The 25,272-nt window shown below is 65.7% G+C and carries 25 protein-coding genes and 2 tRNA genes; 22 read left to right on the top strand and 5 right to left on the bottom strand.

What is annotated here, in order from left to right; genetic code table 11:
* The first annotated feature begins 38 nt into the window (after positions 1–38).
* Entirely contained in the window at positions 39–836 is a 798-nt protein-coding gene (locus F6B43_RS09820) for an inositol monophosphatase family protein (RefSeq protein WP_150448766.1), read from the top strand.
* Between the two features lie 280 nt (positions 837–1,116).
* Here the strand turns inward: F6B43_RS09820 and F6B43_RS20120 are convergent, their stop codons facing one another.
* The gene (locus F6B43_RS20120; protein WP_425486830.1) at positions 1,117–1,452 is read right to left on the bottom strand and encodes a pentapeptide repeat-containing protein; all 336 of its coding nucleotides are present in this window, start codon (positions 1,450–1,452) and stop codon (positions 1,117–1,119) included.
* A 204-nt stretch (positions 1,453–1,656) separates the two neighbouring features.
* Here F6B43_RS20120 and F6B43_RS20115 point away from each other — a divergent pair, with 204 nt between their 5' ends.
* From F6B43_RS20115 to F6B43_RS09725, 19 genes are all read left to right on the top strand, one after another.
* Positions 1,657–2,658 (top strand): M23 family metallopeptidase, encoded by a 1,002-nt coding sequence (locus F6B43_RS20115; RefSeq protein WP_425486842.1) that lies wholly within the window; start codon positions 1,657–1,659, stop codon positions 2,656–2,658.
* A 65-nt stretch (positions 2,659–2,723) separates the two neighbouring features.
* Positions 2,724–2,795 (top strand) — tRNA-Thr (locus F6B43_RS09810).
* Between the two features lie 32 nt (positions 2,796–2,827).
* A tRNA-Met gene (locus F6B43_RS09805) sits at positions 2,828–2,901 on the top strand.
* A 364-nt stretch (positions 2,902–3,265) separates the two neighbouring features.
* Positions 3,266–4,015 (top strand): HpcH/HpaI aldolase family protein, encoded by a 750-nt coding sequence (locus F6B43_RS09800; RefSeq protein WP_170285613.1) that lies wholly within the window; start codon positions 3,266–3,268, stop codon positions 4,013–4,015.
* Positions 4,012–4,467 carry a nuclear transport factor 2 family protein gene (locus tag F6B43_RS09795; protein WP_150448764.1) on the top strand — a complete coding sequence of 152 codons (456 nt, stop codon included), beginning with the start codon at positions 4,012–4,014 and terminating at the stop codon, positions 4,465–4,467. The genes F6B43_RS09800 and F6B43_RS09795 overlap by 4 nt, the downstream gene beginning before the upstream one ends.
* A gap of 28 nt (positions 4,468–4,495) precedes the next feature.
* Positions 4,496–5,350, top strand: a complete 855-nt coding sequence (locus tag F6B43_RS09790) for an HpcH/HpaI aldolase family protein (protein ID WP_150448763.1) — start codon at positions 4,496–4,498, stop codon at positions 5,348–5,350.
* A gap of 292 nt (positions 5,351–5,642) precedes the next feature.
* The gene (locus F6B43_RS09785) at positions 5,643–6,326 is read left to right on the top strand and encodes a PDR/VanB family oxidoreductase (protein ID WP_246159897.1); all 684 of its coding nucleotides are present in this window, start codon (positions 5,643–5,645) and stop codon (positions 6,324–6,326) included.
* 126 nt (positions 6,327–6,452) lie between these two features.
* A complete protein-coding gene (locus F6B43_RS09780) occupies positions 6,453–7,634 on the top strand; it encodes an ABC transporter substrate-binding protein (protein ID WP_150448762.1) in 1,182 nt (393 codons plus the stop codon).
* Between the two features lie 99 nt (positions 7,635–7,733).
* The gene (locus tag F6B43_RS09775) at positions 7,734–8,609 is read left to right on the top strand and encodes an ABC transporter ATP-binding protein (RefSeq protein WP_150448761.1); all 876 of its coding nucleotides are present in this window, start codon (positions 7,734–7,736) and stop codon (positions 8,607–8,609) included.
* A gap of 74 nt (positions 8,610–8,683) precedes the next feature.
* Positions 8,684–9,454: an ABC transporter permease gene (locus F6B43_RS09770; protein ID WP_170285612.1), complete on the top strand. Its 771-nt coding sequence runs from the start codon at positions 8,684–8,686 to the stop codon at positions 9,452–9,454.
* Complete coding sequence (locus F6B43_RS09765; protein WP_150448759.1) at positions 9,451–10,341, top strand: ABC transporter permease; 891 nt, start codon at positions 9,451–9,453, stop codon at positions 10,339–10,341. The genes F6B43_RS09770 and F6B43_RS09765 overlap by 4 nt, the downstream gene beginning before the upstream one ends.
* Before the next feature lie 78 nt (positions 10,342–10,419).
* Positions 10,420–11,070 (top strand): flavin reductase family protein, encoded by a 651-nt coding sequence (locus tag F6B43_RS09760; protein ID WP_150448758.1) that lies wholly within the window; start codon positions 10,420–10,422, stop codon positions 11,068–11,070.
* Positions 11,071–11,076: 6 nt separating this feature from the next.
* A complete protein-coding gene (locus tag F6B43_RS09755; RefSeq protein WP_343030087.1) occupies positions 11,077–11,856 on the top strand; it encodes an alpha/beta hydrolase in 780 nt (259 codons plus the stop codon).
* Entirely contained in the window at positions 11,853–12,572 is a 720-nt protein-coding gene (locus F6B43_RS09750) for an alpha/beta fold hydrolase (protein ID WP_150448756.1), read from the top strand. Before F6B43_RS09755 ends, F6B43_RS09750 begins: the two co-directional genes overlap by 4 nt.
* Positions 12,562–13,797 (top strand): CaiB/BaiF CoA transferase family protein, encoded by a 1,236-nt coding sequence (locus tag F6B43_RS09745; protein ID WP_170285611.1) that lies wholly within the window; start codon positions 12,562–12,564, stop codon positions 13,795–13,797. The genes F6B43_RS09750 and F6B43_RS09745 overlap by 11 nt, the downstream gene beginning before the upstream one ends.
* 4 nt (positions 13,798–13,801) lie before the next feature.
* Entirely contained in the window at positions 13,802–14,935 is a 1,134-nt protein-coding gene (locus F6B43_RS09740) for a thiolase family protein (RefSeq protein ID WP_211368102.1), read from the top strand.
* On the top strand, positions 14,932–15,354 hold the full coding sequence (locus F6B43_RS09735; RefSeq protein ID WP_150448753.1) for a Zn-ribbon domain-containing OB-fold protein: 423 nt from the start codon (positions 14,932–14,934) through the stop codon (positions 15,352–15,354). The genes F6B43_RS09740 and F6B43_RS09735 overlap by 4 nt, the downstream gene beginning before the upstream one ends.
* Positions 15,351–16,814: a CoA transferase gene (locus F6B43_RS09730; RefSeq protein ID WP_211368101.1), complete on the top strand. Its 1,464-nt coding sequence runs from the start codon at positions 15,351–15,353 to the stop codon at positions 16,812–16,814. The genes F6B43_RS09735 and F6B43_RS09730 overlap by 4 nt, the downstream gene beginning before the upstream one ends.
* Positions 16,787–17,734: an NADP-dependent oxidoreductase gene (locus F6B43_RS09725; protein WP_150448752.1), complete on the top strand. Its 948-nt coding sequence runs from the start codon at positions 16,787–16,789 to the stop codon at positions 17,732–17,734. Before F6B43_RS09730 ends, F6B43_RS09725 begins: the two co-directional genes overlap by 28 nt.
* 10 nt (positions 17,735–17,744) lie before the next feature.
* Here the strand turns inward: F6B43_RS09725 and F6B43_RS09720 are convergent, their stop codons facing one another.
* From F6B43_RS09720 to F6B43_RS09710, 3 genes are all read right to left on the bottom strand, one after another.
* Positions 17,745–19,904, bottom strand: a complete 2,160-nt coding sequence (locus F6B43_RS09720; RefSeq protein WP_246159895.1) for a malate synthase G — start codon at positions 19,902–19,904, stop codon at positions 17,745–17,747.
* Between the two features lie 12 nt (positions 19,905–19,916).
* Positions 19,917–20,822: a VOC family protein gene (locus F6B43_RS09715; RefSeq protein ID WP_170285610.1), complete on the bottom strand. Its 906-nt coding sequence runs from the start codon at positions 20,820–20,822 to the stop codon at positions 19,917–19,919.
* Positions 20,823–20,955: 133 nt separating this feature from the next.
* Positions 20,956–21,744: an IclR family transcriptional regulator gene (locus F6B43_RS09710; protein ID WP_170285609.1), complete on the bottom strand. Its 789-nt coding sequence runs from the start codon at positions 21,742–21,744 to the stop codon at positions 20,956–20,958.
* Between the two features lie 140 nt (positions 21,745–21,884).
* On the opposite strand from F6B43_RS09710, the gene F6B43_RS09705 reads away from it, so the two are divergent.
* Together F6B43_RS09705 and F6B43_RS09700 are read left to right on the top strand one after the other, a co-directional pair.
* Positions 21,885–22,811, top strand: a complete 927-nt coding sequence (locus F6B43_RS09705; protein ID WP_150448748.1) for a cupin domain-containing protein — start codon at positions 21,885–21,887, stop codon at positions 22,809–22,811.
* Positions 22,808–23,965 carry a Rieske 2Fe-2S domain-containing protein gene (locus F6B43_RS09700; protein WP_150448747.1) on the top strand — a complete coding sequence of 386 codons (1,158 nt, stop codon included), beginning with the start codon at positions 22,808–22,810 and terminating at the stop codon, positions 23,963–23,965. The genes F6B43_RS09705 and F6B43_RS09700 overlap by 4 nt, the downstream gene beginning before the upstream one ends.
* Positions 23,966–24,249: 284 nt before the next feature.
* Here the strand turns inward: F6B43_RS09700 and F6B43_RS09695 are convergent, their stop codons facing one another.
* Complete coding sequence (locus tag F6B43_RS09695) at positions 24,250–25,152, bottom strand: LysR family transcriptional regulator (RefSeq protein WP_211368100.1); 903 nt, start codon at positions 25,150–25,152, stop codon at positions 24,250–24,252.
* Positions 25,153–25,272: the final 120 nt, after the last annotated feature.

Raw genomic sequence — 25,272 nt, 5'->3', positions numbered from 1 at the left:
CCGCTGTTTCCTGGCAGTCCGAGCGATAGCGTGAGGGCATGCCCGCCGTCGAAGACCTCGAGTCGCTCGCCATCGAACTCGCTCGCGAGGCGGGTGAGCTCGCGCGCCGACGCCGGACGGAGGGCGTTGCGATCGCCGCGACCAAATCGGCGCTCGCCGACATCGTGACGGAGGCCGATCGCGAGGTCGAGGCATTGATCCGCGAGCGGCTCGCCGCCGAACGCCCCGGCGACGGGTTCCTCGGTGAGGAATCCGCGGCTGAGCGCGGGACCACGCCGTACACGTGGGTGGTCGACCCGATCGACGGGACGGTCAACTACGCCTATGGGATCCCCGCCTATGCGGTGAGCATCGCGGTCGTCTCGGGCGAGCCGGACCCCCAGCTGTGGACCGCCGATGCCGGGGTCGTGTTCGGCCCGGCGAGTGGGGAATTGTTCCACGCGGCGCGCGGCCGAGGCGCCTGGCTTCACGGGCAGCGGCTGGCGGTGAACGCTGAGCCCTCCGCCGCCGGTGCACTGCTGGCCACCGGGTTCGGGTACGACCCTGCCACGCACGCGGGCGACCTCGCCCGGGTCGCGCGGGTCATGCCGCTCGCCCGGGACCTCCGTCGCATCGGCAGTGCGGCCCTCGATCTCGCCTACGTCGCGGCCGGCCGTCTCGACGGCTATTTCGAGCGAGGGCTGAACCCTTGGGATCATGCCGCAGGCGCACTCCTCGTCGTCGAGGCCGGGGGAGTGATCGGCGGGTCGCCGGGAGGGCGCCCGGGTCGCGGCATGACCGTCGCGACGGGGCCCGCGCTCTTCGAAAAACTTCTCGAAGCCGCTCTCGCCGCATGATTCCGCGGCTCGACGGACGTATCCGTACTCTGACGGCCTCTCGCACATGACATTCTCAGTGTCAACCGGGTAGTGTTTATCCGATCGTTACTTTCGCTGCCCCGAACGGCGAACGGTGATCCGAAGCCCGAAGTCCGACCTCGTTGCCCCCCGAGCGACCACGACCTGAGAGCCCTTCCGCTTGTCTTTCGATCCCTCTCCGGCTGATGCTGCGCCCACCCGACGCTCCAGCCGCACCCCTTCCGCGGCCCCATCGGTGCCGGTAGAGGCTGCAGGGACCTCACGTTCCGCGCTGCGGCGTCGAGCGGGCCAGAGCGCTTCCGCCCGCCCCGCAGTCGTGTGGGGTCGCGCGACCGAGGCCGACGCGGTCGACGTCGATACGGTCGCCAGTGACATCGCAAGCGGTCATTCGACACCCGGTGAGTCGACATCCGGTCAGTCGACATCCGGTCAGTCGACATCCGGTCAGTCGACAGCCGCGGCATCCGTCGTGCCCGACCCGGTCTCGCTCGATGCCGTCACGCTCGATGCCGTCACGCTCGACACACTGACGGTCCCCGTCGCAGTCCCGGCGGTGACGACGGCGACGGACGACGCGATTTCCGCGCCCTCCCACACGGGGGTGCCGCTCAGCCGGCGTGCGCGCCGGGCCCCCGTCCAGGCGACGACAGTGCCCGAAGCCGTCCCCGATGCGCAGGCCGAGACCGCGACGAGCGTGGATGCCCGCATCTCCACTCCCTCCCCCGAGCCGGCCATCGCCGCCGATGCGTTCACGGTCGCAGGCGCGTCGAGCACCGAGGTTCCCGCGCCGGCGAAGGCCATGAGCGACACGCTCGACGCCGACGCGCTGGCGTCTTCGGCGATGCCCTTCGAACTGCTCGAGCCCGATTTCGCCTCGAGCACCGACGATCTGCCGGACGCGGCGACCACCACCTTCTCGGACGTGCGCGTCGACGAGCCCGATGCTTCGCACGTCGACGAGTTCGAGCGTGCAGCGCGTCTGTTCGCCTTCACCGGAGAGACCCCCGTCCAGTCTCCGGCCGCCCAGGCGACCGCGAACCACACCGCGAAGCGCCCGCACCGGAAGGTGCGTGGTGCAGCGTTCCGTCGGATGGCAACGGCGTCGTTCTCGGTCGGCGTGATGGGCCTCGTCGGACTCCTCGCGGTCGGCATGACGACCCCCGCCGCAGCCGTGGCCGCGGCGAGCGGCACGATCACTCCCGCATCCGTCGTCGCCCCGGCGGGCGATGTGGCGGGAGCGGGCGGGCAGATCCAGGCGTATGTCGCGCCCGCGGAGGCGCAGAGCGCTGCCATCCAGCGCGACGACAACTTCGAGACCGGCACCCTCGTCGAGATGGCCGGCGTCGCCGGTATCTCCAACCCGTCGAGCTCGGTCTTCACCAACAACCCCAACTGCCCGATCCAGTGGCCTTTCGCGGTCGGCGTCGGCATGAGCTACGGGTTCGGCATGCGTGACGGCACCATGCACGAGGGCATCGACTTCACCCCGGGCGACGGCGCGCACATCCAGGCCATCGACCACGGTGTCGTGCGCATCTCGACCGACAGCGGTGGCAACTACGGCGTCACGATCGTGATCGACCACATCGTCGACGGTGCGCTCGTCTCGAGCCGGTACGCCCACATGCAGTACGGCTCACGTCAGGTGCAGGTCGGCGACACGGTCGAGGTAGGGGAGTACATCGGTCGCACGGGCGACACGGGGTACTCGTTCGGAGCGCACACGCACTTCGAGATCCTGGCCGGCGGCACCACGGCGATCGACCCGCTGCCGTGGCTCAAGCAGCACGCCACGTGCTGACCTGAATTCTTGAGGACGCCGCGCCTCTGGTATTCTCTTCTGGTTGCCCGGGCTTGCCCGGGAACGCCCCGATAGCTCAGTGGTAGAGCACTTCCATGGTAAGGAAGGGGTCGACAGTTCAATCCTGTCTCGGGGCTCGGAGCCTCCGTTTCGACCACGGATGCTGTGCGGCGGGGTAGCTCAGTTGGTGAGAGCGCACGACTCATAATCGTGAGGTCGCGGGTTCAAGCCCCGCTCCCGCTACCGAAGAAGTCCCCGGTCGACGCGTCTTCATCAGCGACCTGAACCGGCGCCGGGACGGTCGCTCCGTCGCATGACGCCGACGACCGCCTTTCGTGGCTGTTCGCTCCCGCATTCAGGGCCCTCCATGACACGGGCCTCCGCGCATCCTGCGTGAGTTCTCGTGCCGGATCGTGTCGGCACTCTTCGTCGTCCCGCGAGGGGGACGCGGAGTGTGCCACGCGATCTTTCTCGTTGCGCCGCGACTCAGAAACATTTAGTCTCGTTCAACGAGATCTAATCTCGTTATACGAACACAGGATTACGAGGCACACAATGAGTTCGCATTCGCTCTCGAAGTCGGGGAACCCCGCTGACGGGCCTTCTCGTGCATGATTTCTGGTCGCCGCGGCATCGGCCCGCGTTTGGCCTGTGGATCAAACTCCCCGCGCCCGAGGTCTTGGAGGTGCTGGCTCCCTCGGGGATCGACTTCGTGGTGCTCGATGGAGAGCACGGAGCGCTCGACACACGGAGCATCTCGGCGATGATCGGCCTGGGGCGGGCCATGGGGCTGACGGTCTTCGTCAGGGTCGCCGGTCACGCGCGGGCCGACATTCAACCGGCCCTCGATGCCGGCGCCGACGGTGTGTTCGTGCCGCATGTCGACAGTGCGGCACTTGCCGCGCAGGTCGTCGACGTCTGTCGATTCCCTCCTGCCGGAAGTCGCTCGGCGAGCCTCGCCACTCGCGCCGGTGGGTGGGGTCGAATGCAGTCGGCCGACTATCTTCGACGAGGGTCGGATGTCATCATCGTCGCGCAGGTGGAGTCGCCGGCCGCGGTGGAAGCCGTCTCCGAGATCACCGCCGTCGCGGGGCTCGACGCGATCTTCGTCGGACCGTACGACCTTGCGCTGACGTCCGGATTGAGCCCCGCGGATCCGGAGTTTCACAGGCTGGTCGAGAGCGCGGAGAGCGCGCGAGGTCCGGCGGTGATCGGCAGCACCGCTGCGGGCGCCGACGAGGTGCGACTGCTCGCAGAGCGCGGCTACTCCTTCGTGGTGGTCGGTGCTGACACGTCCATTCTGGGTGCCGGCGCGCAGTCGCTCCTCTCAGAGTTCGGCGAGGGGGCTGCGGCATGAATGATCGTGCCGAGCACGAGGATGCGGTGCGCGCCCGACTGTCGGCCCTGCTGGCGGAGTTCTGGTTCGATGTCGACCACAACGGGGGTTCAGGGGCCGCGGGCTACTTCACCCCGGACGCACGCCTTCGCTTCGAGGAGGCATCGTTCCGAGGCACGGCCCAGATCGCCGAGGTGTACCGCGCCCGTGCGGCGAGAGGACCACGGGTATCTCGGCATCTCGTCACGAACGTTCATGTCCTCGAATCCGAGAGCGGCCGCGCACGCACGGTCTCCGCGCTCCTCCTCTTCGCTGAGGACGGCCACGCGCCACGACCGAGGATCCTTCCCGCGCTCGTCGCGGATGTCTGGGACGAGTTCGAGTTCATCGAGGGTCGGTGGCTCATCAACGCGCGCTGGATCCGAAACCAGTTCCTCGAATCGAGCGACGACCTCGCGGTGCCCGTGAAGTGACCAAGCCACGCCTGATGGGAAGTAAGAGATGCGATTGAACAAGGTGATCGGCCTGCTCGAAGCGGGCGACGTGGTGTTCGGCACGATCCCGAGCGACGACGAGAACGAACTCCGCGCGATCGGCAGAAGTGCGTACGACATGCTGATGATCGAGACCGAGCACACGGGCTTCAGCGGGCGGACGCTCCAGAGAACGCTCCAGGGCCTGCTCGACCGCCGCGAGCTGGTGGAGGGCGGCACGCTGGCGCCGCGAGTCACACCGTTCGTCCGCACGCCCGCCAATGCGCGCGAGCACAACGAGTGGCTCATCAAGCAGACGCTCGACGCAGGCGCATTCGGGCTCGTCCTTCCTCACCTGGACAGCGTCGAGGCTGCGCAGGCGGCCGTCGGCGCCGCACGCTACCCGCAGGCGAACGGGGTCGCCGATTTCGAGCCGCACGGACATCGGGGTTGGGCGGGTTCGATGTGCGCCGCGCCGTCCTACTGGGGGCTTCCCGCATCCGAGTACTACCGGGTCGCCGACGTCTGGCCGCTGGATCCGGCAGGTGAGGTCCTGCTCATGGGCATCGTCGAAAGCACGGAGGGCATCGAAGCGTTGCCCGACATTCTGCGCAGAGTGAAAGGCATCGGCGCCATCTGGGCGGGGATCGGAGATCTATCCGTCTCGATGGGCTTCGCGGGCGCTCCCACGAAAGAGGTCGAAGCGGCTTTGCAGCGGATCCTCGACATCTGCGTCGATGCCGGCGTTCCGTGCGCAGCTCCCACGAACGCGACCATGACCCCGGAGGATCGCATCGATCAGGGATTCCGCATCGTGTTGTCTCGTCCGAGCCTCAGCTTCGCCGCGCTCGATCGCGGAATGACGCACGTCGGGCGAGGGTGACGAATTGGATATCCGTGGCGAGACATACGAACTCGTCGTCGACTCCGTGACGCGGGAGGCGCGTGACGTCGTCGGCGTAAGGATGAAAGACCCCACTGGGGTGGAACTGCCGCCTTGGACTCCCGGGGCTCACATAGACATCTGCCTGCCGAGTGGGCTCATCCGGCAATATTCGCTGTGCGGCGACCCCGCCGATCGCACCTCCTACCGCGTTGCCGTTCTTCGCGAGGAGGCGGGAAGGGGCGGGTCCGCGGAATTGCACTCACTGGCGACAGCCGGAGGATCATTGCGCGTGCGCGGCCCACGCAATCACTTCGAGCTGGAAGAGACGCAACCTTACGTCTTCATCGCGGGCGGAATCGGAATCACACCGATCCTCAGCATGGCGGCGTCGATGCCGCCCGATGCCGATTGGCAACTCCACTACGCCGGTCGGTCCCGGTCCACGATGGCGCTGCTCGATGAGGCCCTCGCGCTCGGGGCGGAAAGGGTTCGCATCTACCCCCGGGACGAGGGGCAACGACTCGATCTCGACGGAATCCTTGCCGGAATTGACCCGACCGCGGCGATCTATGCCTGCGGGCCGCCAGGGCTCCTGAAAGAGCTCGAGCTCTGCAGGGATGCCCGTGCGCCCGGGGTCGCTTTGCACACCGAGCGATTCGTCCCGTCGGAGGAGCCGCGACAGGTGCCACCGGACGAGTCGGACGACACCTCGTTCGAGGTGGAGCTTGTTCGCTCGAACCTGACCTTGAGGGTCCCGATCGGGCGATCGGTACTGTCTGTCATCCGTGACGCGGTGCCGGGTGTGCCGTTCTCGTGCGAGGAAGGCTATTGCGGCAGCTGCGAGACGCGGGTCGTAGAGGGCATTCCTGACCACCGCGACGAGATCCTGACGGAGGACGAGCGAGAAGCGAGCAAGACGATGATGACCTGCGTCAGCCGCTCTTGCACTCCTCGGCTCGTCTTGGATCTGTGAGCTACCGCGGGAAACCATTCCATGGTAACTTCGCTCGAACGCACATAATGAGATGACGTCTCGTAATACGAGACATCCGAGATCCACGCGACGAAATAGCCCTTCCCACTCAAAGGAGAGAAAAGAATGAGCTTGACCCCCAGCACCACAGCAAAGCTCCGGCGCACTGCCCTGGTCGCGGTACTGACCGCCGCGATGTTCACGCTTGGCGCGTGTGCTTCGGCCGGCGCCCCAGCGCCGTCCGCCACGGGTTCGGGTTCCGTCCCGGATCAGAGCACGCCGGTTGCTGCGCTCTCGGTGGTCACACCGAACGCCGACCCCAGCACCGTCGCGAATCTGTTCCTCGCAAAGAACCTCGGCTACTTCGTCGACCAGAATGTGGATGTCAACATCATCAACGGGGCCGGTGCCGCCGGGGCGTCTCTGCTGGTCTCCGGTGAGGCAGACATGCTGTTGTCCTCGACGACGATCGGGTTCCCGCTCGCGGCGCAGGGGCAGCCGATCAGTGTCGTCTTCAGCGATGTCGGTGGCGGACTGGGAGCCGCGCTCTCCGTTGCGACAGGTTCTCCGGTCAAGAAGCTGCAGGACCTTTCCGGTAAGAAGGTCGGCACGATCGGCACAACGGGTGCGACGTACGGGTTCGCCAACTATCTGTCGAAGCTCGTTGTCACCGAGGGTGGGCAGCCCTTCGAACTCGTCGCATTCAACGACGCCGCGACGATGAACAACTCGCTCATTTCGGGGTCGGTCGATGCAGTGAGCTCCAGTACCGGCACGATCGCCGCTCTCGTGGCCAACAATCAGGCACGGATCATCGTCGACACCTCGAAGCTCGATCAGCGTGATGAATACATCGGCAGCGAGTACACGATCGACACGGGCTACATCGGATTGAAGGGAAATCTCGATACCAAGCGCGAGTCCGTGGTCCGGTTCCTCGAGGCCCTCACCCGAGCCAACCTCTACCTCAACACGCACACCCCGGAGGAGATATCCAAGATCCTCGCGAACGACGCGACGTTCTCGGCGCTCGACACGAGCGCGATCTCGGCATCCGTGATCGCCCGGTTCCCCTTCTACACGCCGTACAACGGGTACATCTCGGAAGAGGCGTGGGACGACACGCTCGCGTGGTTCTCCAAGTGGGACATCCCCACCCTGGGTGATGTGGCCAACAACGAGAGCTTCTCGTACGCGAACATCGTCGACATGTCCTACCTGACCGAGGCCCAGGATCGTCTCGGGCCCGACGCGCTGGCGCCCGAGGGGGGACCGGCGGCAACCCCGACGCCTACACCGAGCAGTTAGTCGAGGCCTCGCGAGGAGTCGCGTTCCTGCACACGTCCGGAACGCGGCTCCCTCGCAGTTCCCTCGAACGTCCATGCTTCACCTCAAAGGAGAGAGCCGATGAGCACGCACACAGACCTGAACCACACCACGGGCGGCTCCTCCGCTGGATCGCCCGATGGCTCCATTCCACCGGTGCTTTCAGTGAATGACCTGCGCTATTCCTATCCGGCGCGACGCTCACAAGCCCCCGTCCTCGCCGTCGAGAACGTCAGCCTCAAGATCGCCCCGGGAACGATCACCAGCATCGTGGGCCCGTCCGGGTGCGGCAAGTCGACGCTGCTCTCCTTGATCGCGGGGCTGCAGCCTCCCGACAGCGGAACCGTCGCCTGGACCCCTACCGAAACGCACGACCTCATTGCGAAGAAGCAGCGGCTCTTCACGATGGTCTTCCAGAAGGACACTGTTCTCCCCTGGTTGAAAGTCGACTCCAACATCGGGTGGGGACTGAGATTCCTCGACATGACCGCGACCGAGCGCGAGGCGCGTGTCGCGCAGCTACTCGAGCTCGTCGGGCTCACCGACTTCCGCAAGTCGTACCCCTACCAGCTCTCAGGCGGGATGCGCCGCCGGGTCGCGTTCCTCACCGGAGTGGCGCCGATGCCGCAGGTGATGCTCCTCGACGAACCGTTCTCCGCCCTTGATGAACCGACGCGCGTCAACATCCACGTAGAAGTCATGCGGATCGTCGCCGAACTGGGGATGGCCGTGATCCTGGTCACGCATGACCTCAGCGAGGCGATCACGATGTCGGACCGCGTGTGCATCCTGACCAAGCGACCGGCTCGAGTCGCGAGGGTCTTCGATCTGCCCTTCGGTCGCGACAGGGATGTGCGCGCACTGAGAGAGACCGACGAATACCAAGAGCTCTACAAGCAGATGTGGCATGAGCTGAATGTGCAGAGCGGGTTCGCGTCTCCGGCGGTCGCGTCGTGAGCATGGTTGTGCTCGAGCCGGAGGCCCGACCTCGTCGCAGGTCGCGATGGTTCACGCGACTGCGGGTCACTCAAGTGGCCTTCTTGATCGCGATCCTCGCGGCCTGGCAGTTCCTCCCCTCGATTGCGCCGCTGGCTGCTCAGTTCAGAGTGTTCAACCGGTTCTTCATCGGCTCTCCGCTGGGAGTCGTGGATCGGATCGGCGCTCTGCTGGCCGGGTCGCCCCTGTATCCGATGGCGCTCCCCTTGCTGGGCGTGACAATCCGCGACGCAGTGATCGGAATAGTCATCGGCGTCGCGTTCGGCGCGCTCGTCGGTCTGCTGTTGAGCGCCAGTCCGCTGGGGGCGAATGTCTTCCGTCCGTTCATCGCCACATTGTCGGCGGTGCCGCGGATCGCCTTCATTCCGATCGTGGTCGTGATCGCCGGACCCACGAGTCAGTCATCGATCATCGTTTCCGCGCTCGTAGTCTTCTTCGCCACATTCTTCAACGCGTTCGAAGGCGGTCGCTCGGTCAAACCGGAACTCCTCGACAACGTCTACCTGCTCGGCGCGCGTCCGTTCGAATCGATGATGCGCGTGCGGTTGCCATTCGTCCTCGCGTGGACCGTCGTCGCACTGCCCGCTGCGGCAGGATTCGGGCTGGTGGGGACCGTCGTCACGCAGGTGCTCACCGGGGTCCCGGGCATCGGTCAGCTCTTGATCACCTCGATGCAGGCTGCTGATGCGACAACGACGATCGCATTGGCGATCCTGCTCGGCGCCCTCGGTCTCGGCCTGACTGGGATCGCGACACTCTTGCGGCGAACGCTCCTGTTCTGGTGGGTGGAAGGGGCGGCATCGTGACCGTCATCGGAACAACCGATGCGCGCCCTGACGCGCGCGCCACCGACGTCCAGATCGCCACCCTGATCCCGAGCGTGCGCCGCAGGCGGCGCGGCGGAGAGCCCAGCCGTTCCCTCGTCTTGTCGATCCAGGTGGCCGTGATCGCCCTGTTCCTTGCGGCATGGGAGTGGCTTCCGACCATTCCGGCGATCAGCCAGAACATTCTCGTCCTCAACAGCGACTACGTGAGCTCACCGAGCCTTGTCATCGCACGCGTGGGCGAGCTGATGTTCGGCGAGGGCTCTGCGGTCCTCTGGTCTGCGCTCGGCACCACGCTGCTCGGCACCTTCTATGGACTCGTGGTCGGCACGCTCGTCGGCACGATCGGTGGTCTGCTCCTGAGTCAGAACCCCTTCGCGGCGCAAGTGGCGAGGCCGTACATAGCTCTCTTGAACGCGATTCCCCTGATCGCCTTCCTTCCGATCATCGTGGTCATCTTCGGGATCTCGATCACCGCGACCTCTGTCGCCGCCGGTCTGCTCGTGGTGTGCCTCGTGTTCTTCAATGCTCTCGAGGGTGGGATGTCGGTGCGTTCGGAGATCCTCTCCAATTCGACCCTGCTGGGGGCCGGGCCCGGATCGATCATGCTGCGAGTCCGTTTCCCGTATGTGCTCGCATGGGTGTTGGCGGTCCTGCCAGCGGCGATGTCATTCGCGCTCGTCGGCGTGGTCGCGACCGAATTCATGGTCGGCGTGCCGGGGATCGGCCAGCTCATCACGCTCGCTCTGTCCTTCGACGACACCACGCTCACGATCGCCCTCGCGGTAATACTCGGCCTGACCGGGGTCGTGCTGTACGCCGTGCTCACGGAGGTTCAGCGGCGTGCCATGCACTGGTGGGGCAAATAGCTCACGGTGTGGTCACTATGCGAGATATCATCTCGTAAAGTGAGACAATCGAGTGCAAGATTGATTCAATGGAGGATCGTGGACTACACACCGGAGACAGGTCACGGGTTTCCGCACGACCCGTTCAAGAGCCTCACTGTGCCGCGTCCGATCGGATGGATCTCGACCAGGTCGACGGCGGGGGTCGACAACCTCGCGCCGTTCAGTCATTTCCAGAACGTGATGGGCCGACCGCCGATGGTGATGTTCGCCGCCACGCAATCTCCGTTGGGAGGTCGCAAGGACACCGTCCGCAACGCCGAGGAGACTGGCTGGTTCGTCTGGAACATGGCGACGTGGGATCTACGCGACGCCGTCAACAGGTCGAGCGTCGCCGCGCCGTGGGGTGTGGATGAGTTCACGCTCGCTGGACTGACGAAGGCACCCTCGATCGAGTCGGCAGTCTCTCGCGTCGCCGAGTCTCCCTGCCATTTCGAATGCCGGTACCTTCAGACCATCCGTCTGCCGGGCGGCGGTGTGGATGCCGTAGACATGGTGATCGGGCAAGTGACCCGAGTGCACATCGCGGACCACGTCATTCAGGCGGACGGCAAGGTCGATATTCCGCTGATCAAGCCGCTCGCCCGCCTCGGATACTACGACTATGCGGTCGTAGAGAGCGTCTTCGAGATGAAGCCGCCCCCTGCCTACGCCCATGACACCCTGGGCGTCGTCGGAATGGACTTCTGAAGAGGGATGGTTGATCCGATGACCGAGAACGGCCCGACCACCTTTGTGTTCGTACATGGGTCCTGGCATAGCGGCGAGTCCTGGGAACGAGTGGCGCGTCCACTCCGTGCGGCCGGCCACACGGTGTTCGCGCCCGACCTCACCGGCCACGGGCGCCACGCCGCCGCGATGACGCCGAAGGTAGGACTGTCCACCCACGTCGATGACATCGTGCGGTTGATTCGCGATGAGGAGCTCAGGGACGTCGTGCTGGTCGGACACAGTTATGGCGGAGCGGTCATCACGTGTGCGGCCGAGGAGTTGCCCGAGCGCATCGCGCGGCTCATCTACATCGACGCCGTGGTACCTGAGAACGGCGAGAGCACAGTCGACGTCATGCCCGAAGTCTTCACGCCGTTCATCGAGGCAGCCCTCGTCTCGGCCGCGCCGTGGCTGATGCCGCCGCCCCAGCAGTCGCCCGCAGGACTGTTCGGAATCACGGACCCCAGTGACATCGAATGGGTCCGATCCACCCTGACTCCACAGTCCGTCCTCAGCTGGATGGAGCGCGCTCGTCTGGACAACCGGCGAGCGACGGCGATTCCGCGGTCGCACATCCACTGCGCCCTGCACCCGCGCGCAGACGCTCGACGTCCGGTGCCCCCGATCCAACCCAATGGCACTCCGGCCGATGTCTGGGAGATCCAGAGCGGGCACGACTGCATGGTCATCGCGCCCTCGGAGCTCGTGGAGTTGCTTCTGACCATCGCGACCGACAACCGATCAATCATGGAGAACCCGAGATGACCGTCATCTTCCTGCATCCCATCGGCCTCGACGGCCACAGCTTCCAATTCGTCACCAGCGCCCGGTTCGAAGATGCGGTGCGATACGACATGCTTTGGCACGGCGGCCGCGAACGGCCTTCGGATCCGCTCAGCATGAGAGCGTTCGCCGAGGATATCCTCGAGAACAACCCGGGTGAACTCGACCTGGTCGGCGTATCGATGGGCGGGTCAGTCGCCCAGGAGATCGCGTTGAACTGGCCCGAGCGTGTGCGCTCCGTCGTGATCGCGTGTTCGTCCGCCGGCGGCGGCGGTGGTGTCGTCCACAAGGAGCGCGCGGAAACCACCGAGCGCTTGGGGATGGAGGGGATGCTCGCCTCCACGCTCGAGCGGTGGTTCGTGCCAGAGGCTCGCGAGCTCGGAGCAGGGCACCCCGGTATCGCGTATGCGACCCAACGTCTGCTCAGCGATGATCCCGCGTCCTTCGCCGCTGCGTGGCGAGCACTCGGTGACGCCGACTTCGGACGGAGGCTGGGCGAGCTCAGCATGCCGATCACAGTCCTGCACGCGGCATCCGATGCCTCGGTGTCGCTGGAGCGCAACGAGAAGCTCGCCGCGGACATCCCGGGTGCCCGGCTCATCGTGATCCCGGGTTCGCACATGGTCCACCTTGCAGAACCCGACCTTTTCGCCGAGGCGGTTTCCGATCATCTCGACTGGGTTGCACGTGTCCGATGAACAACCGGTGGGGATCGGGCGACGGGCGTCGTTGCTGAGCGGCCTCAAGGTCGTCGATCTCACTCATTTCCTTGCCGGTCCATTCGGGAGCATGGTGCTCGCGGACATGGGCGCCGACGTGCTGAAGGTGGAGCAGATCACGGGTGACTCGACCCGTCGCACGCCTCCCTATTTCTTCGAAGGCGACAGCGCCTATTTCCTGTCGGTGAATCGAAACAAGAGGTCGATCGCCCTCAATCTGCGCGCAGCCGAGGGCCGCGCAGTGCTGCTGCGGATCGTTGCCGAAGCCGACATCATCCTCGACAACATGCGCTCGGAGCAGCGAGAACGACTGGGACTCACTTTCGAGGACCTGAAAGAGGTGAATCCCCGAATCATCAGCTGCTCGATCAACGGCTTCGGTTCGGATGGTCCGTACAATCGTCGCCCGGCATACGACATCATCGTCGAGGCACTCAGCGGCGTCATGAGTCTGACCGGCCCCGTCGGCGGACCGAGCGTGCGCGCGGGGGTGCCGATCGGTGACATCACTGCCGGGCTGTACGCCGCGATCGCCGCTCTCGGAGGGCTCGAACACCTGCGCCGTACGGGCCAGGGCCAGCACATCGATGTGAGCATGCTCGATTCTCAGATCAGTCTGCTCTCGTACCTCGCCCAGTATCACCTCACGGGTGGTCTCGTGCCCACGCACCAGGGCAGGGCGCACGTCTCGATACCGACGTACAACACCTTCGCCACGAAGGACGGCAGCGAGATCGTCATCGCGGCCAACACGCAGGAAATGTGGCGGGCGCTCTGCGTCGCTCTCGGCCGCCCCGACCTGGTCGACGATCCCCGTTTCGGCACCGGCGCCGACCGCCTCGTGCATCAGGGAGAGCTGCTCCCGATCCTCCAAGGCGAATTCATGAAGTGGACGGCGGAGGAGCTCGATAGGGCGTTGGTGGATGCCGAAGTGCCGGTCGCTCCCATCAACGGCGTCGACGTCGCCCTGGCCAATGTGCAGGTGCGTCACCGCAACATGGTCGTGAAGGTCCGGCATCGCAGCGGCAAGGACTTCCTCACGGTGGGAACGCCACTCAAACCCGACGACGCTCACGGGGAGGAGTTCTCGTCGCCACCGGCGCTGGGGGCCGACACCGCCTCGGTGCTCATGTCGCTCGGCTACACGAAGGACGACGTATCCGAACTCGCGCGCGACGGAATCGTCGGTCTCGTCGATGGCTGATCCCATGAGCATCGCGATCGCCGGGATCGGAGCCACCGAGCAGGGGCGTATTCCCGACGAGAGCGGCGATGCGATCGCGGTGCGCGCGGCGCTCTCAGCGCTTGCCGATGCCGGCCTCGATCGCTCGCAGATCGACGGCCTCGTGACGTGCAAACCGCCCCGCGCAGCGGTGCGCACGGGGGTAGACGAGGACATCGGCCACATGCTCGGCATCAACCCGGCCTTCTCTACGACGCTCGATTACGGTGCCTGCGGATTCTCTCTGCACGTGGCGGCGATGGCGATCCTCAGCGGTCTCGCTTCGACTGTGCTGCTCACCTACGGCACCAATCAGAGAAGCGCCGGGACGAGCTTCGCCGTGCCGATCGGAGGTTCCGCCGACTGGTCGGCCTTGTCGGGGTTCCTTCATGTGGCCGGGCCAGCGGCGATGGCTGCCAGGAGGCACATGCACCTCTACGGCACGACCGAGGAACAGCTGGGGTGGGTGGCCGTCGCCCAGCGCGAGTGGGCGGTCAGGAACCCCCGTGCGATCTTCCGCGAGGAGATGACCATCGACGACTACCTGGCCACCCCTTATGTTGTCGCGCCGCTGCGCCGCTCAGACCTCACCATGATCTCTGATGGTGGAGCCGCGGTGATCATGACCTCGGCCGAGCGCGCACGAGACCTGCCACAGATCCCTGTGTACATCGCCTCGATGGCACAGCAGTCAGCGCTTCGCGGCGATCAGAATCCGGACAAGCTGATGCGGCCATGGATCGCCGACATCGCTCGTCGGCTGTACGCACGAGTGGGGATGTCGGCCGCCGACGTCGACATCGCCTACCTCCAGGATGCGACGTCGGTGTGGGTGCTGCAGATGCTCGAGTGGTACGGCTTCTGCGGTCTCGGGGAGGCAGGTGCCTTCCTCGCCGAGGGTCACACGCGCCCCGGTGGACGATTGCCCGTGAATACGAGCGGCGGACAGCTGTCCGAGGCGTACATGTGGAACTGGCTCCATCTCCATGAGGCGGTGACGCAATTGCGTGGACGGGCGGGCGGTCGCCAGGTGCCCGGGGCCGGCGTCGCCCTGCACGCGCAGACGCACGACTTCTTCAAGGGTGCCGCGACCCTCCTGTCGACGGATCCGAACAGATGAGCGACATAGACAAGCCGCTCCCTCGCACGGATGACCCGCTCACCGCTCCGTTCTGGACAGCGACCCGCGAGCATCGGCTCGTCGTCCAGCGCTGCGCGGATTGTTCCTACCTGCGCTGGCCTCCCGCGCCGGTGTGCCCGGAATGCGGGTCCCCGAGCGCGACGTGGACCCCCGTGAGCACCGCCGGAACGCTCTGGAGCTACGCCGAGTACCACCGGGCCTTCAGCCCGGCGTGGGTCGGGGATCTGCCCTATACCGTCGGGCTGATCCAGCTCGAGGACGGTCCCAGGATGTACGGCACGATGATCGGCGAGCCGGGATCCTTGCGGATCGACGAGGAGACGCGTCCCGTCTTCGTCGACGTGACCCCGACGGTGACATTGGTGCACTGGCGGATGGCAGAGAGGAACCCATCATGACCATGGACACCGCAGGCTCCGATGTGACATCGGCAGCTCTGGAAGAACTGCTCGAGATCCGGGCCGGCGGCGCGCTCGAATCCGGCGAGGTGGTGATCGAAGGCGCAGACCCGTTCTTCCGCGTCCCTCACCGGGTCGGCAGCGCAACAGCGGCTGCTCTCGCTGCAGTGGGAGTCGCGGCGAACGATCTCTGGGAGCAGCGCACGGGCAGGCGCCAGCGCGTGGGTGTCTCCGTCGCCGAGGCCGCCGCCTCGTTGAAGACGGTCGACTACACGATGGAACGCGGGCCATCGGGTGAGTTCGAGCCGATCCCTCGTCCCGACGGACAAGCCCGCACCGCCGCGCTGATCAAGCCGTGGCCGACGCGGGACGGCCGCTGGTTCCTCCCGCATTTCACGCTCCCTCACCTCAGGGAGAAGGTTCTGGGGGTGCTGGCGTGCGAGGCGACGCCGGAGAGCGTCGGGGGGGCGATCGCGAAGTGGGATGCCGAAGACCTCGATCAGGCCATCGCCGATGCGGGTGCGTGTGGTGGCATCGTGCGCTCACCCGCCGAATGGCATCGCCATCCTCAGGGCGCTTATCTGTCCACGCTCCCGGTAGTGGAGATCGAGCGACGGGGGGAGTCGGCGGCGGAGCCGCTACCGGACGGGGACCGGCCGTTGTCCGGCATCCGCGTATTGGACCTGACCCGCATCCTCGCCGGGCCGATGGCCGGTCGTACGCTCGCGGAACACGGTGCCGACGTGCTCATGGTGACCGCGCCGGACCTGCCTCAGATCGCCGAGCACGTCCGCGATACGAGTCACGGCAAACGGAGCTCATTTCTCGACCTCAAGACGCGATCCGGCGTGGAGCGGCTCACTGAGCTCGTCAGGACCGCCGACGTCGTGATCGACGGCTACCGACCGGGCAGGGTCGGCGAACTCGGCTTCGACCTGCAGACCCTGTTCGATCTTCGACCCGGTCTGGTGCACCTCAACATCACCTGCTACGGCAACGGCGGTCCTTTCCGCGAGCGGGGCGGATGGGACCAGGTGGCCCAGGCCGTGTCAGGGATGTGTCACGAGAACGGTCGGCTGTCGGGCGCGGGGCGACCCGCGTTGAGCTTCCCCCCGACGTGCGACTACGACACGGGCTACCTCGGCGCCTATGGAGTCATGCTCGCCCTCGGCCGCCGAGGAAGGGAGGGCGGGAGCTACGCGGTCAACGTCTCGCTGTGTCAGACGGCACTATATGTGCAGCGGCGGGGGGTCGTCGACGGATTCGCCGACGCACCCAATGTCTTGTCCAGCGCTGGCGCAGACCGACGATACGTCATCGAGCCCGATACGAGCTACGGGACGCTCAAGACGCTGGGCCCGGTGCTGGACATGTCGGAGACCGCCCCGCATTGGTCGCGCCCGACTCCACGGCTCGGCGGAGATGAACCGAAATGGATGCCACGAGAGGAACGGCGATGAAGGCTGTGGTGATGGTGGATTACGGCGGTCTCGAAGTGCTGCGGATCGCGGATCTGGACGCGCCCGTCCCTGAGGCACACGAGGTGCTCGTCGAGGTGCACGCCGCCAGCATCAACGGGGCCGACGTCAAGCTCCGCAGCGGTGCCACGCGATATGACCAGATGTCGTTTCCGCACATCATGGGGCGAGACTTCGCGGGTGTCGTGAGGAAGGCGCCTTTCGGTTCTGATCTCAGAGTCGGCCAGGATGTGTACGGCGTCTGCCAGCGCGGCACAGATGGCGGCCAGGCCGAACAGATTGCGATCGAGGCTGCCATCGTGGCCCCGATGCCCCCCGGCATAGACCACACTCAAGCGGCGGCTATCGCCTTGACCGGCCTCACGGCGCTGTACGCCCTCGACGATGTGGGCGGCGTGTCTGCGGGTCAGCGTGTGCTCGTTCAGGGCGGCGCAGGCGGCGTGGGCAGCTTCGCGGTCCAGCTCGCCAAGCATCTCGGCGCGGACGTCACCACGACGGCGAGTGCGGCGAACCACGAATATGTCCGATCGTTGGGCGCGGACGAGGTGATCGACTACCGCGCCACGGACGTCGCCGACCTCGGCCGGCGATTCGACCTCGTCTTTGACACGGTCGGTGGTGACGTGCAACGCGGTTCCGCGGCGGTCGTGAGGCCCGGGGGAGCCCTCGTCCATTGCGCTGCCGGGCCGGAGGCGTCGTCGCCGAGCCGCTCGGACATCGCGGTGATACGCCCGGAAGTAGTCCGCGACCGCGCACATCTGGAACGGATCAGCGACCTCATCGGGGCCGGGGCCGTGCGTCCCCCTGCGATCACCCGATTTCCGATGGCCGATGTCGCCGAGGCCCATCGGCTGAGCGAGGGACGACATCTCCAAGGCAAGCTCGTGCTCGAAATGCGGTAACCCTCTGCTCTCAGTCTCGTGCCTTCCGGGCCGCGCGGTAGCGGTGCAGGATCGGCTCGGTATACCCGCTCGGTTGGTCGAGCCCGGCCAGTACCAGGTCGCGCGCGGCTGTGAACGCCAGACCGTCGAAGTCGGGGCTCATCGCCCGGTACGCGGGGTCGCCGGAATTCTGCATGTCCACGATGGTCGCCATGCGCCTCAGGGTCTGCTCGATCTGTTCGAGAGTGACCACCCGGTGGAGCAGCCAGTTTGCGACATGCTGCGAGGAGATCCTGCAGGTCGCGCGATCCTCCATGAGCGCGACACCATGAATGTCGGGAACTTTCGAGCATCCCACCCCCGCGTCGATCCACCGCACCACATATCCGAGGATGCTCTGGAGATTGTTGTCGAGTTCGGCTTGGCGTTGGTTGGAGGGCCACTCCGCCGGATCACCGAGCGGTATCGTCAGCAGGTCTCGCATGGTCGCGCGGCGTCCGCCGGCGAGCTGCCGCTGCCGGGCGTCCACATCCACCCGGTGGTAGTGGATCGCGTGCAGAGTCGCCGCCGTCGGCGATGGCACCCAGGCGCAGGTCGCCCCCGCCAGTGGATGAGCGATCTTCGTCTGCAGCATGTCGGCCATATTGTCGGGGGCCGCCCACATGCCCTTGCCGATCTGGGCTCGACCTCGAAGACCGCACGCGAGCCCGATGTCGACGTTGGAGTCCTCGTATGCGGCGATCCACTCCTGAGCGCGCATGTCGTTCTTGGGGACCATCGGCCCGGCCATCGTCGAGGTGTGGATCTCGTCCCCGGTGCGGTCGAGGAACCCCGTGTTGATGAAGGCGATGCGGTCCGCGGCCGCCCGGATGCACGCCTTGAGGTTGAGGGTCGTGCGGCGCTCCTCATCCATGATCCCGATCTTGATCGTGAGCGGAGCGAATCCGAGCACGTCTTCGACGCGACTGAGAAGCTCGACCGAGAGCGCGACCTCCTCCGGGCCATGCAGTTTGGGCTTGACGACGTAGATCGAGCCCGTGCGAGAGTTGGTGCCACGGGCCGCGCCCCGGAGGTCGTGCGCGCTCCCCAGCCCGGTCACGAGCGCGTCGAGAATACCCTCGGAGACTTCCTCACCGTCACGGTCCAGAACCGCGTTGGTCGTCATCAGATGGCCGACCTGCCTGATGAACAGCAGGGCTCGCCCGTGGAGCGTTCGTGCCTCGCCGTCAACGGATACGCAGGTACGATCCGGGTTCATCGATCGGTTGAAGGTCTGACCGTTCTTCGTCACGACCGCGGAAAGGGTTCCCTGCATCAGCAGAAGCCAGTTCCGATATCCGAGAATCTTGTCGTCGACATCCACCGCCGTCACGGAGTCTTCGAGGTCCATGATGGTGGACACCGCCGATTCGAGCACGATGTCGGCGACTCCCGCGGAATCTGCGGAGCCGATCGCGCTCGCGCGGTCGATGCGAAGCTCGATGTGAAGACCGTTGTTCACGAAGACGAGCACAGTAGGAGACTCACGCGAGCCCCGGTAGCCGACGAACTGGGATGGGTCGACGAGTCGGCTTTCGCGTCCGTCGACGATGACTCGAACGCCCTGCTCGTCGACCGCGTAAGACGTGGCCCGGGAATGGGAACCAGCCGGGAGGGGAACGGCGTCGTCGAGGAACTGGCGACCGCGACGGACGACTTCGGCACCGCGGACCGGATTGTAGGTCCGGCCCCGTGCGAGCTCCGCTGCGTCCGAGACCGCGTCGGTGCCGTACAGCGCGTCGTACAGCGATCCCCACCGCGCATTTGCGGCATTGACCGCGAACCGGGCGTTCAGGAGCGGCACGACGAGTTGCGGCCCCGCCTGCGAGGAGACCTCCGTGTCCACTCCGGCTGTCGTGACCTGGAAGTCTTCCGGCTCCTCGACGAGGTAGCCGATTCCGCGCAGGAACTGCTCATACTCTGCGGGGTCGGGAGCGCCCTGTCGTTCCCGGTGGTAGGAGTCGATGAGTTCCTGCAGAAGATTTCGGCGGGCGAGCAGGTCACGTATGCGTGGACCGAAATCATGGATGATGGCGTCAGCGCCCGCCCAGAAGGTAGCCGAGTCGACGCCCGATCCCGGGAGGGCCTCGCCTTCGATGAAGTGGTACAGCGGCTCGGCGACCTTGAGTCCTCCGACGTCGACGTGCGTCACCAGCGTGTCTGCCTAGGCGACCGGCGACGCGGACGGGCGGAGGAACGCCGTGCGCTTAGCCAGCCATCGCTCGGGGATCGCCGAGCCCCATTCGTCGACGGCGCGCTGATCGTCGAGTGACCACACCTGCGCCTCCCTCCACCGGGGGTCGTCGCCGATCGAGATCATCCCCGAGTCGAGCTCGACGAGCAGACCGGAGGCGTCCTCGGTGTAGGCGAAGACGCTGCCTCCTGTGCCGTGACGGCCCATGCCCCACACGAGGTAGTGCGAGTCATCCACGTAGTTGTCGACGCGAGCGATCAGACCTTCGACGGTTTCGTAGTCGAATGCGATGTGATGCAGCTTCGGTTCGCCTTGCAGGATCGCCACTCCGTGATGGGGCGCGTTGAAGACGGGGCAGTGCAGCCATGCGAGAAACGGGTCGTCCTTGCTTCCGATCCAATCGGAGGGCAGCAGGCCGAATGCGGCGGTGAAGAACTCCATCATCGGCGCAACCTCCGGCACGGCGATGTTGAAATGCGAGAACCGGAACGGGCGTTGCGGTGTGGTGGGGACCGGCGGGGGAACCGGGGCCATCCCGGTGTACAGCTTCACCCCGTATCCCGACGGTATCTCGAGCACATGAGCGGCATCCACGCCGGGATGGGCGAGGGGACCGATGTCGACCGCCCCCGCGGCGACCGCCGTCGCGACGTGCTCCGAGAGGTCCCCATCCACTTCGAGGTTGAGGTGACGAAGAGCCGCTTCACGAGTCGCGGACTGATGGAGGATGAGGTCGTGGTGGCGGGCGTCAGCGCGAAGGTATGCCGTGCTTCCATCTGACTCGGTCGCCTCGAGGCCGACCTTCTCCACGAAGAATCTGAGGGATGCTGACAGGTCCGGCACATCGAGTGTGATCGATCCGACGCGTGTGATCATTGACGGTTGCCCTTCGGCTCGGCAGGGCGACCGCCGACGACGGCTCCCACGCGGCGGTTCGGGCCGCGCCAGCCCATCATCACGCAGTTTTGTTCGCATTTCAAGATCTGGTCTCGCAGAACGAGACCATCTGTCAAGGAAGCACGGCGGTGATCTCGCGCGCCGCCGCCATGACAGCGCCCGCGGTGTCATCGATCGTGTCGTCCTGGTAGTGGTGTCCCAGGCCGGCGACGGAGATCGCACACACCAGCCCGCCGGAGCTGTCCCGCACGGGTACGCCGAGCGAGAGCACCCCCTCGGTCAGGGCGGCTCTATTGAGCGACCAGCCGCGTTGTCTCGCGACGGCGATATGCGACCTGATCTCGTCGTCGGAGACCACTCCGAGGCGAGTGCGGCGCTCGCCGCCCTGCGCGAGATATCGCTCCACTTCGGAATCGGGAAGAGCGGACAGGAGAGCCTCGGCGGCCGCACCGGCGTGCATCGGCAGCCAATCGCCGATCTTCCACCCGAAGACTTCGATCTCGGGACCCGGAATTCGGTGCACGTATCGGGCGCCGAATCCCTCTCGGACGGCGAGCGACACCGTCTGGCGTGTGACCGCCGAGAGGTGCCGCATGATGGGGTCGGCCAGGTCGACCAAGGCCATGCCCGCCCGTACCGCTTCCCCGTACTGCAGGAACTTGACACCCAGCCGATACCGGCCGGTGAGCGCGTCACGGTAGAGAAGTCCAGCTTGCTCGAGCGATGTCAGTAGCCGGAAGGCCGTGCTTCTATTCGAGTCGATCGCTGCTGCCGCATCGGTGGGCGTCAGCCCGTTCGGAGCAAGCATGAGTGCATCCAGTACATGCACTGCCTTGTCGATCACGGCGATGCGTGATCCGTTGGACCGCTCAGGGCTGTCAGGGCCGTCGACATACGACATCTTCCCCACACCTTCCTCATCAGTCGGTGCGAGTCGCCACCTCGCACATCCCTGTTGCACGACACTCCGGCTCGAAGTATATTCGGAGAGCATTGCGAGACGCCATCTCGTAATGCAAAACATACCTAAGGGGCCCGCCAATGACGTCAGACCGATCCACCGCCGCCACTGCCCGCGCGGTGCGACCTCCGCAGTTCTTCGAGTTCAGCGGTGAACTGCTCGCGGCGCATGCGGCCGGCACGCTGTCGCCGGGATGGACCTTCTCAGGCGAGCACTCGTGGATCTATCGCGCACAGAATTTCGTCGTGGACATCACCTGGCTGGACAAGGGGCAGGCCGAGGAGCGGATTTCAGGCCCGGAGGAACACGCTCTGCTGGTCGTGGACGACGTCGCGGTCAGCGTCGCATCCGGCGACGAGGCTGCGGCCACTCTCTCGGGACCGGTGCTCGCGATCGTGCCGCCCGGTCCGACTCATATTGAGTGCACGCGGCCGGGATTCATCGTGCGGGTGTACTCATGCCGCGACGAACGAATCGCTTCGCGCGCGCACAATGACGCCGCCTATGTGAATCCGAATCCTTCCGTTGCGCCCCTCCCGAGCGAGCCGACTCGGCCCATGTCCGCCGGCATCCGCGCATACGCGATGGACGACATCCCCCGCGACCCCGACCGATTCGGCCGCATCTTCCGAACGGAGACGCTCATGATCAACTGGTTCGAGCCCCAGATCGGCCCGCGCAGCACAGACCACCTCACCCCCCACAGCCACGACGACTTCGAACAGGCATCCGTCACGATGGTGGGTGAATTCGTGCACCATGTCCGCCGTCCTTGGAGCGAACGCCTCTCGGACTGGCGATCCGACGAGCACGTGCAGGTCAACAGCCCGTCGGTGACGATCATCCCTCCCGGCAACATACACACGACGCGTGCGGTGGGTCCCGGCGCACATCAGTTGATCGACATCTTCGCGCCACCACGGCGGGACTTCATCGACCGTGGCTGGGTGCTGAATCAGGCCGACTACGAAACCCTTCCCACTCTCAGCGAAAGGACGCCATCATGACCGGAGTCGTTCCCCCCGAGCCGACGATTCAGACGCTCAGCCCCTTCGAAACCGGACCGGACACTCCGGCCGGTCGCTGGCTGCGGGCCTTCTGGCAACCGGTATTCCGCTCCGAGGACCTCCCCGCAGGGGTTGCGAAGCCGATCACGATCATGAGCGAGGACTTCACCCTGTATCGGGGCGAGGAGGGGACCGCTGTCGTCACTCAGGCGCTCTGCCCCCACCGGTTGACGAAGCTGTCCATCGGCACGGTCGAGGGCGATTCCCTCCGATGCAAGTTCCACGGCTGGAAGTACGGGCCCGACGGACAATGCACCGAGGCGCCTCTGCAGGGCGAGAATCTCATCAGACGCATCCGGCTCACGACGTATCCCGTCACCGAGATCTACGGGCTGATCTTCGTCTACTTCGGTGACGGCGACGCGCCGCCGTTCCCTGACATCGAGAAGTTCTCGCGCGAGCACGGCCACGACATGATGTCGGCACCCCTCGTTTTCAACCGTGTCTACCGTCGGTATTGCAACTACTACATCAACACCGAGAACACGATCGACCACGCTCACGTTCCCTACACGCACGCGATTTCAGCCAACCCGACCCTCACCAAGGTGGGATTCTCGCCCGACCTCGCAGTTGTTCGCGATATCACGGTCGAACGACTGCCCTACGGCGTGCGCGTCGTCGACACCGATGACGGCCAGCACGCCAATTCGGCCGTGCTGCTTCCGAACGTCATGCACCTGCAGGTGGGCCAACGCATCGGCTGGCTCGAGAACCTCTCGTGGCGTGTGCCGATCGACGACGAGTCGCACCGGACGTTCTCGATCGAGGCCATCCACACCGACGAAGAGGGGGCCAAGGTCTGGCGCGAGCGGCAGGCGCAGCTGCAGCACGAGGTCGCCAAGTACCCGTTGACGGAGGACATCGCCGAGATGATCATCCGCGGCGAGAAGACGTTGATGGACTTCGTCGACCACCCCCGTCTGGCGAACATCGAGGACGCGCTCACCCAGCAGGCGATGCGGTTCATCACCGATGCAGACCGACAGAACCTCGCCCAGTCCGACAAGGGCGTGCTTCAGCTGCGCAGGATGTTCATGAGTCGCCTCGCCGACTTCATCGCGGGGGATCCATCAGCAACCGTGAGTTGGTGAAACGACAACGGGTCGCGTCGGAACTCATCTCGGTGATGCGAATCGGGATCACGGCATTGAGTCGGGTGTCCCGTCGTCCGGAGGAGGAGGAAAGGTGCCCCCGATCACAGAACGGACCCCTCGTCCCGGTGGCCTGGGGGACCGCGGGACGAGGGGGCCTAACCGGCCGGTTTAGGTCGACAATAGTGCCAGCGAGAGAGCGGAACTCTTCGAACGGTCGCGTGTCGTAGCGGCATAGTCCTCTCCGGCGGGACGCCTCAACGAACCCACCTCGGCGGGACCATTCAGCGCGGCGGCTCGATGAGGCTCAGGAACTCCCTCATCAGGGCCGATCCTCTCTCGGCGTGAGCGTACGCCGCGCTGACGGTCCAGACCGGGTCGCGCTCGTCGATCAGGCTCAGCGTATGGAGCTCGGCGGCGATCGCCTTGCGGGACACCGATTGCGGCACGATGGCCAGAGCGAGACCTCGGTTGATCATGTCGATGAGGGCGTGGATGTCGCTCACCGTGAAGGCCACGCGGCGGACGATCTTGCGCTTCGCGAGCAGTTCGTCCGTGACGACGCGGATCGCCCAGGTGTCGTCGAGGTCGATGAAGGTGCGATCCTGCAGTTCTTCCAATGACACCGACTTCTGCGACGCGAGCGGGTGATCGGGCGGGGTGAGCGCCACGAGGGGCTCGGTGGCGAGCGTCACATGATCGAGACCAGTGAGCCGCAGCCGGGCATCGGTCGTCTCCGGCGTGCCGGCGACGAATGCGAGATCGATCTCACCGTCGCGCATCTTCCTGAGCAGCTCGCCGCTCCCCGCCTGGGTGAACGTGATCTCGACCTCGCGGTGCCGGCGGTGAAACCGCTCGACGAGCTCGGGCACGTTCACCGAGCCGAGGCACTGCTCGGCCCCGACGCGCAATGATCCGGTGAATTTGCCCACCGTCGCCGTCACGGCGTCTCTGCCGGCATCCGCCTCCGCGAGCAGCCGACGCGCGTGGGGATACAGGGCGCGGCCCGCGGTCGTGAGCTCGACGCGGCGGGTGGTGCGCACGAACAGCTTCGCGTTGAGGTCGTGTTCCAGAGTCTTGATCGCCGCGGACAGACCGGACTGCGACACGCGCGTGAGCTCGGCAGCGCGCGTGAACTGATTCTCTTCAGCGAGTGCAACGAAGTACTCCATCTGCCTCAGATCCACTGTGCACCCCACATTCATGAATGATCGTTCTGGAAGAGACAATATTCTTCTGTTGGACAGATGACAAACGCGGTCGTAACTTGGGACTCGCAGGAATGAATCCGCAACTCTCGAGGAGAA

The sequence above is a fragment of the Microbacterium rhizomatis genome, from assembly GCF_008710745.1.
Lineage (GTDB): Bacteria > Actinomycetota > Actinomycetes > Actinomycetales > Microbacteriaceae > Microbacterium > Microbacterium rhizomatis.
The sequence above is the reverse complement of the archived record's forward strand: the minus strand, read 5'-3'. Positions and strand labels throughout refer to the sequence as shown.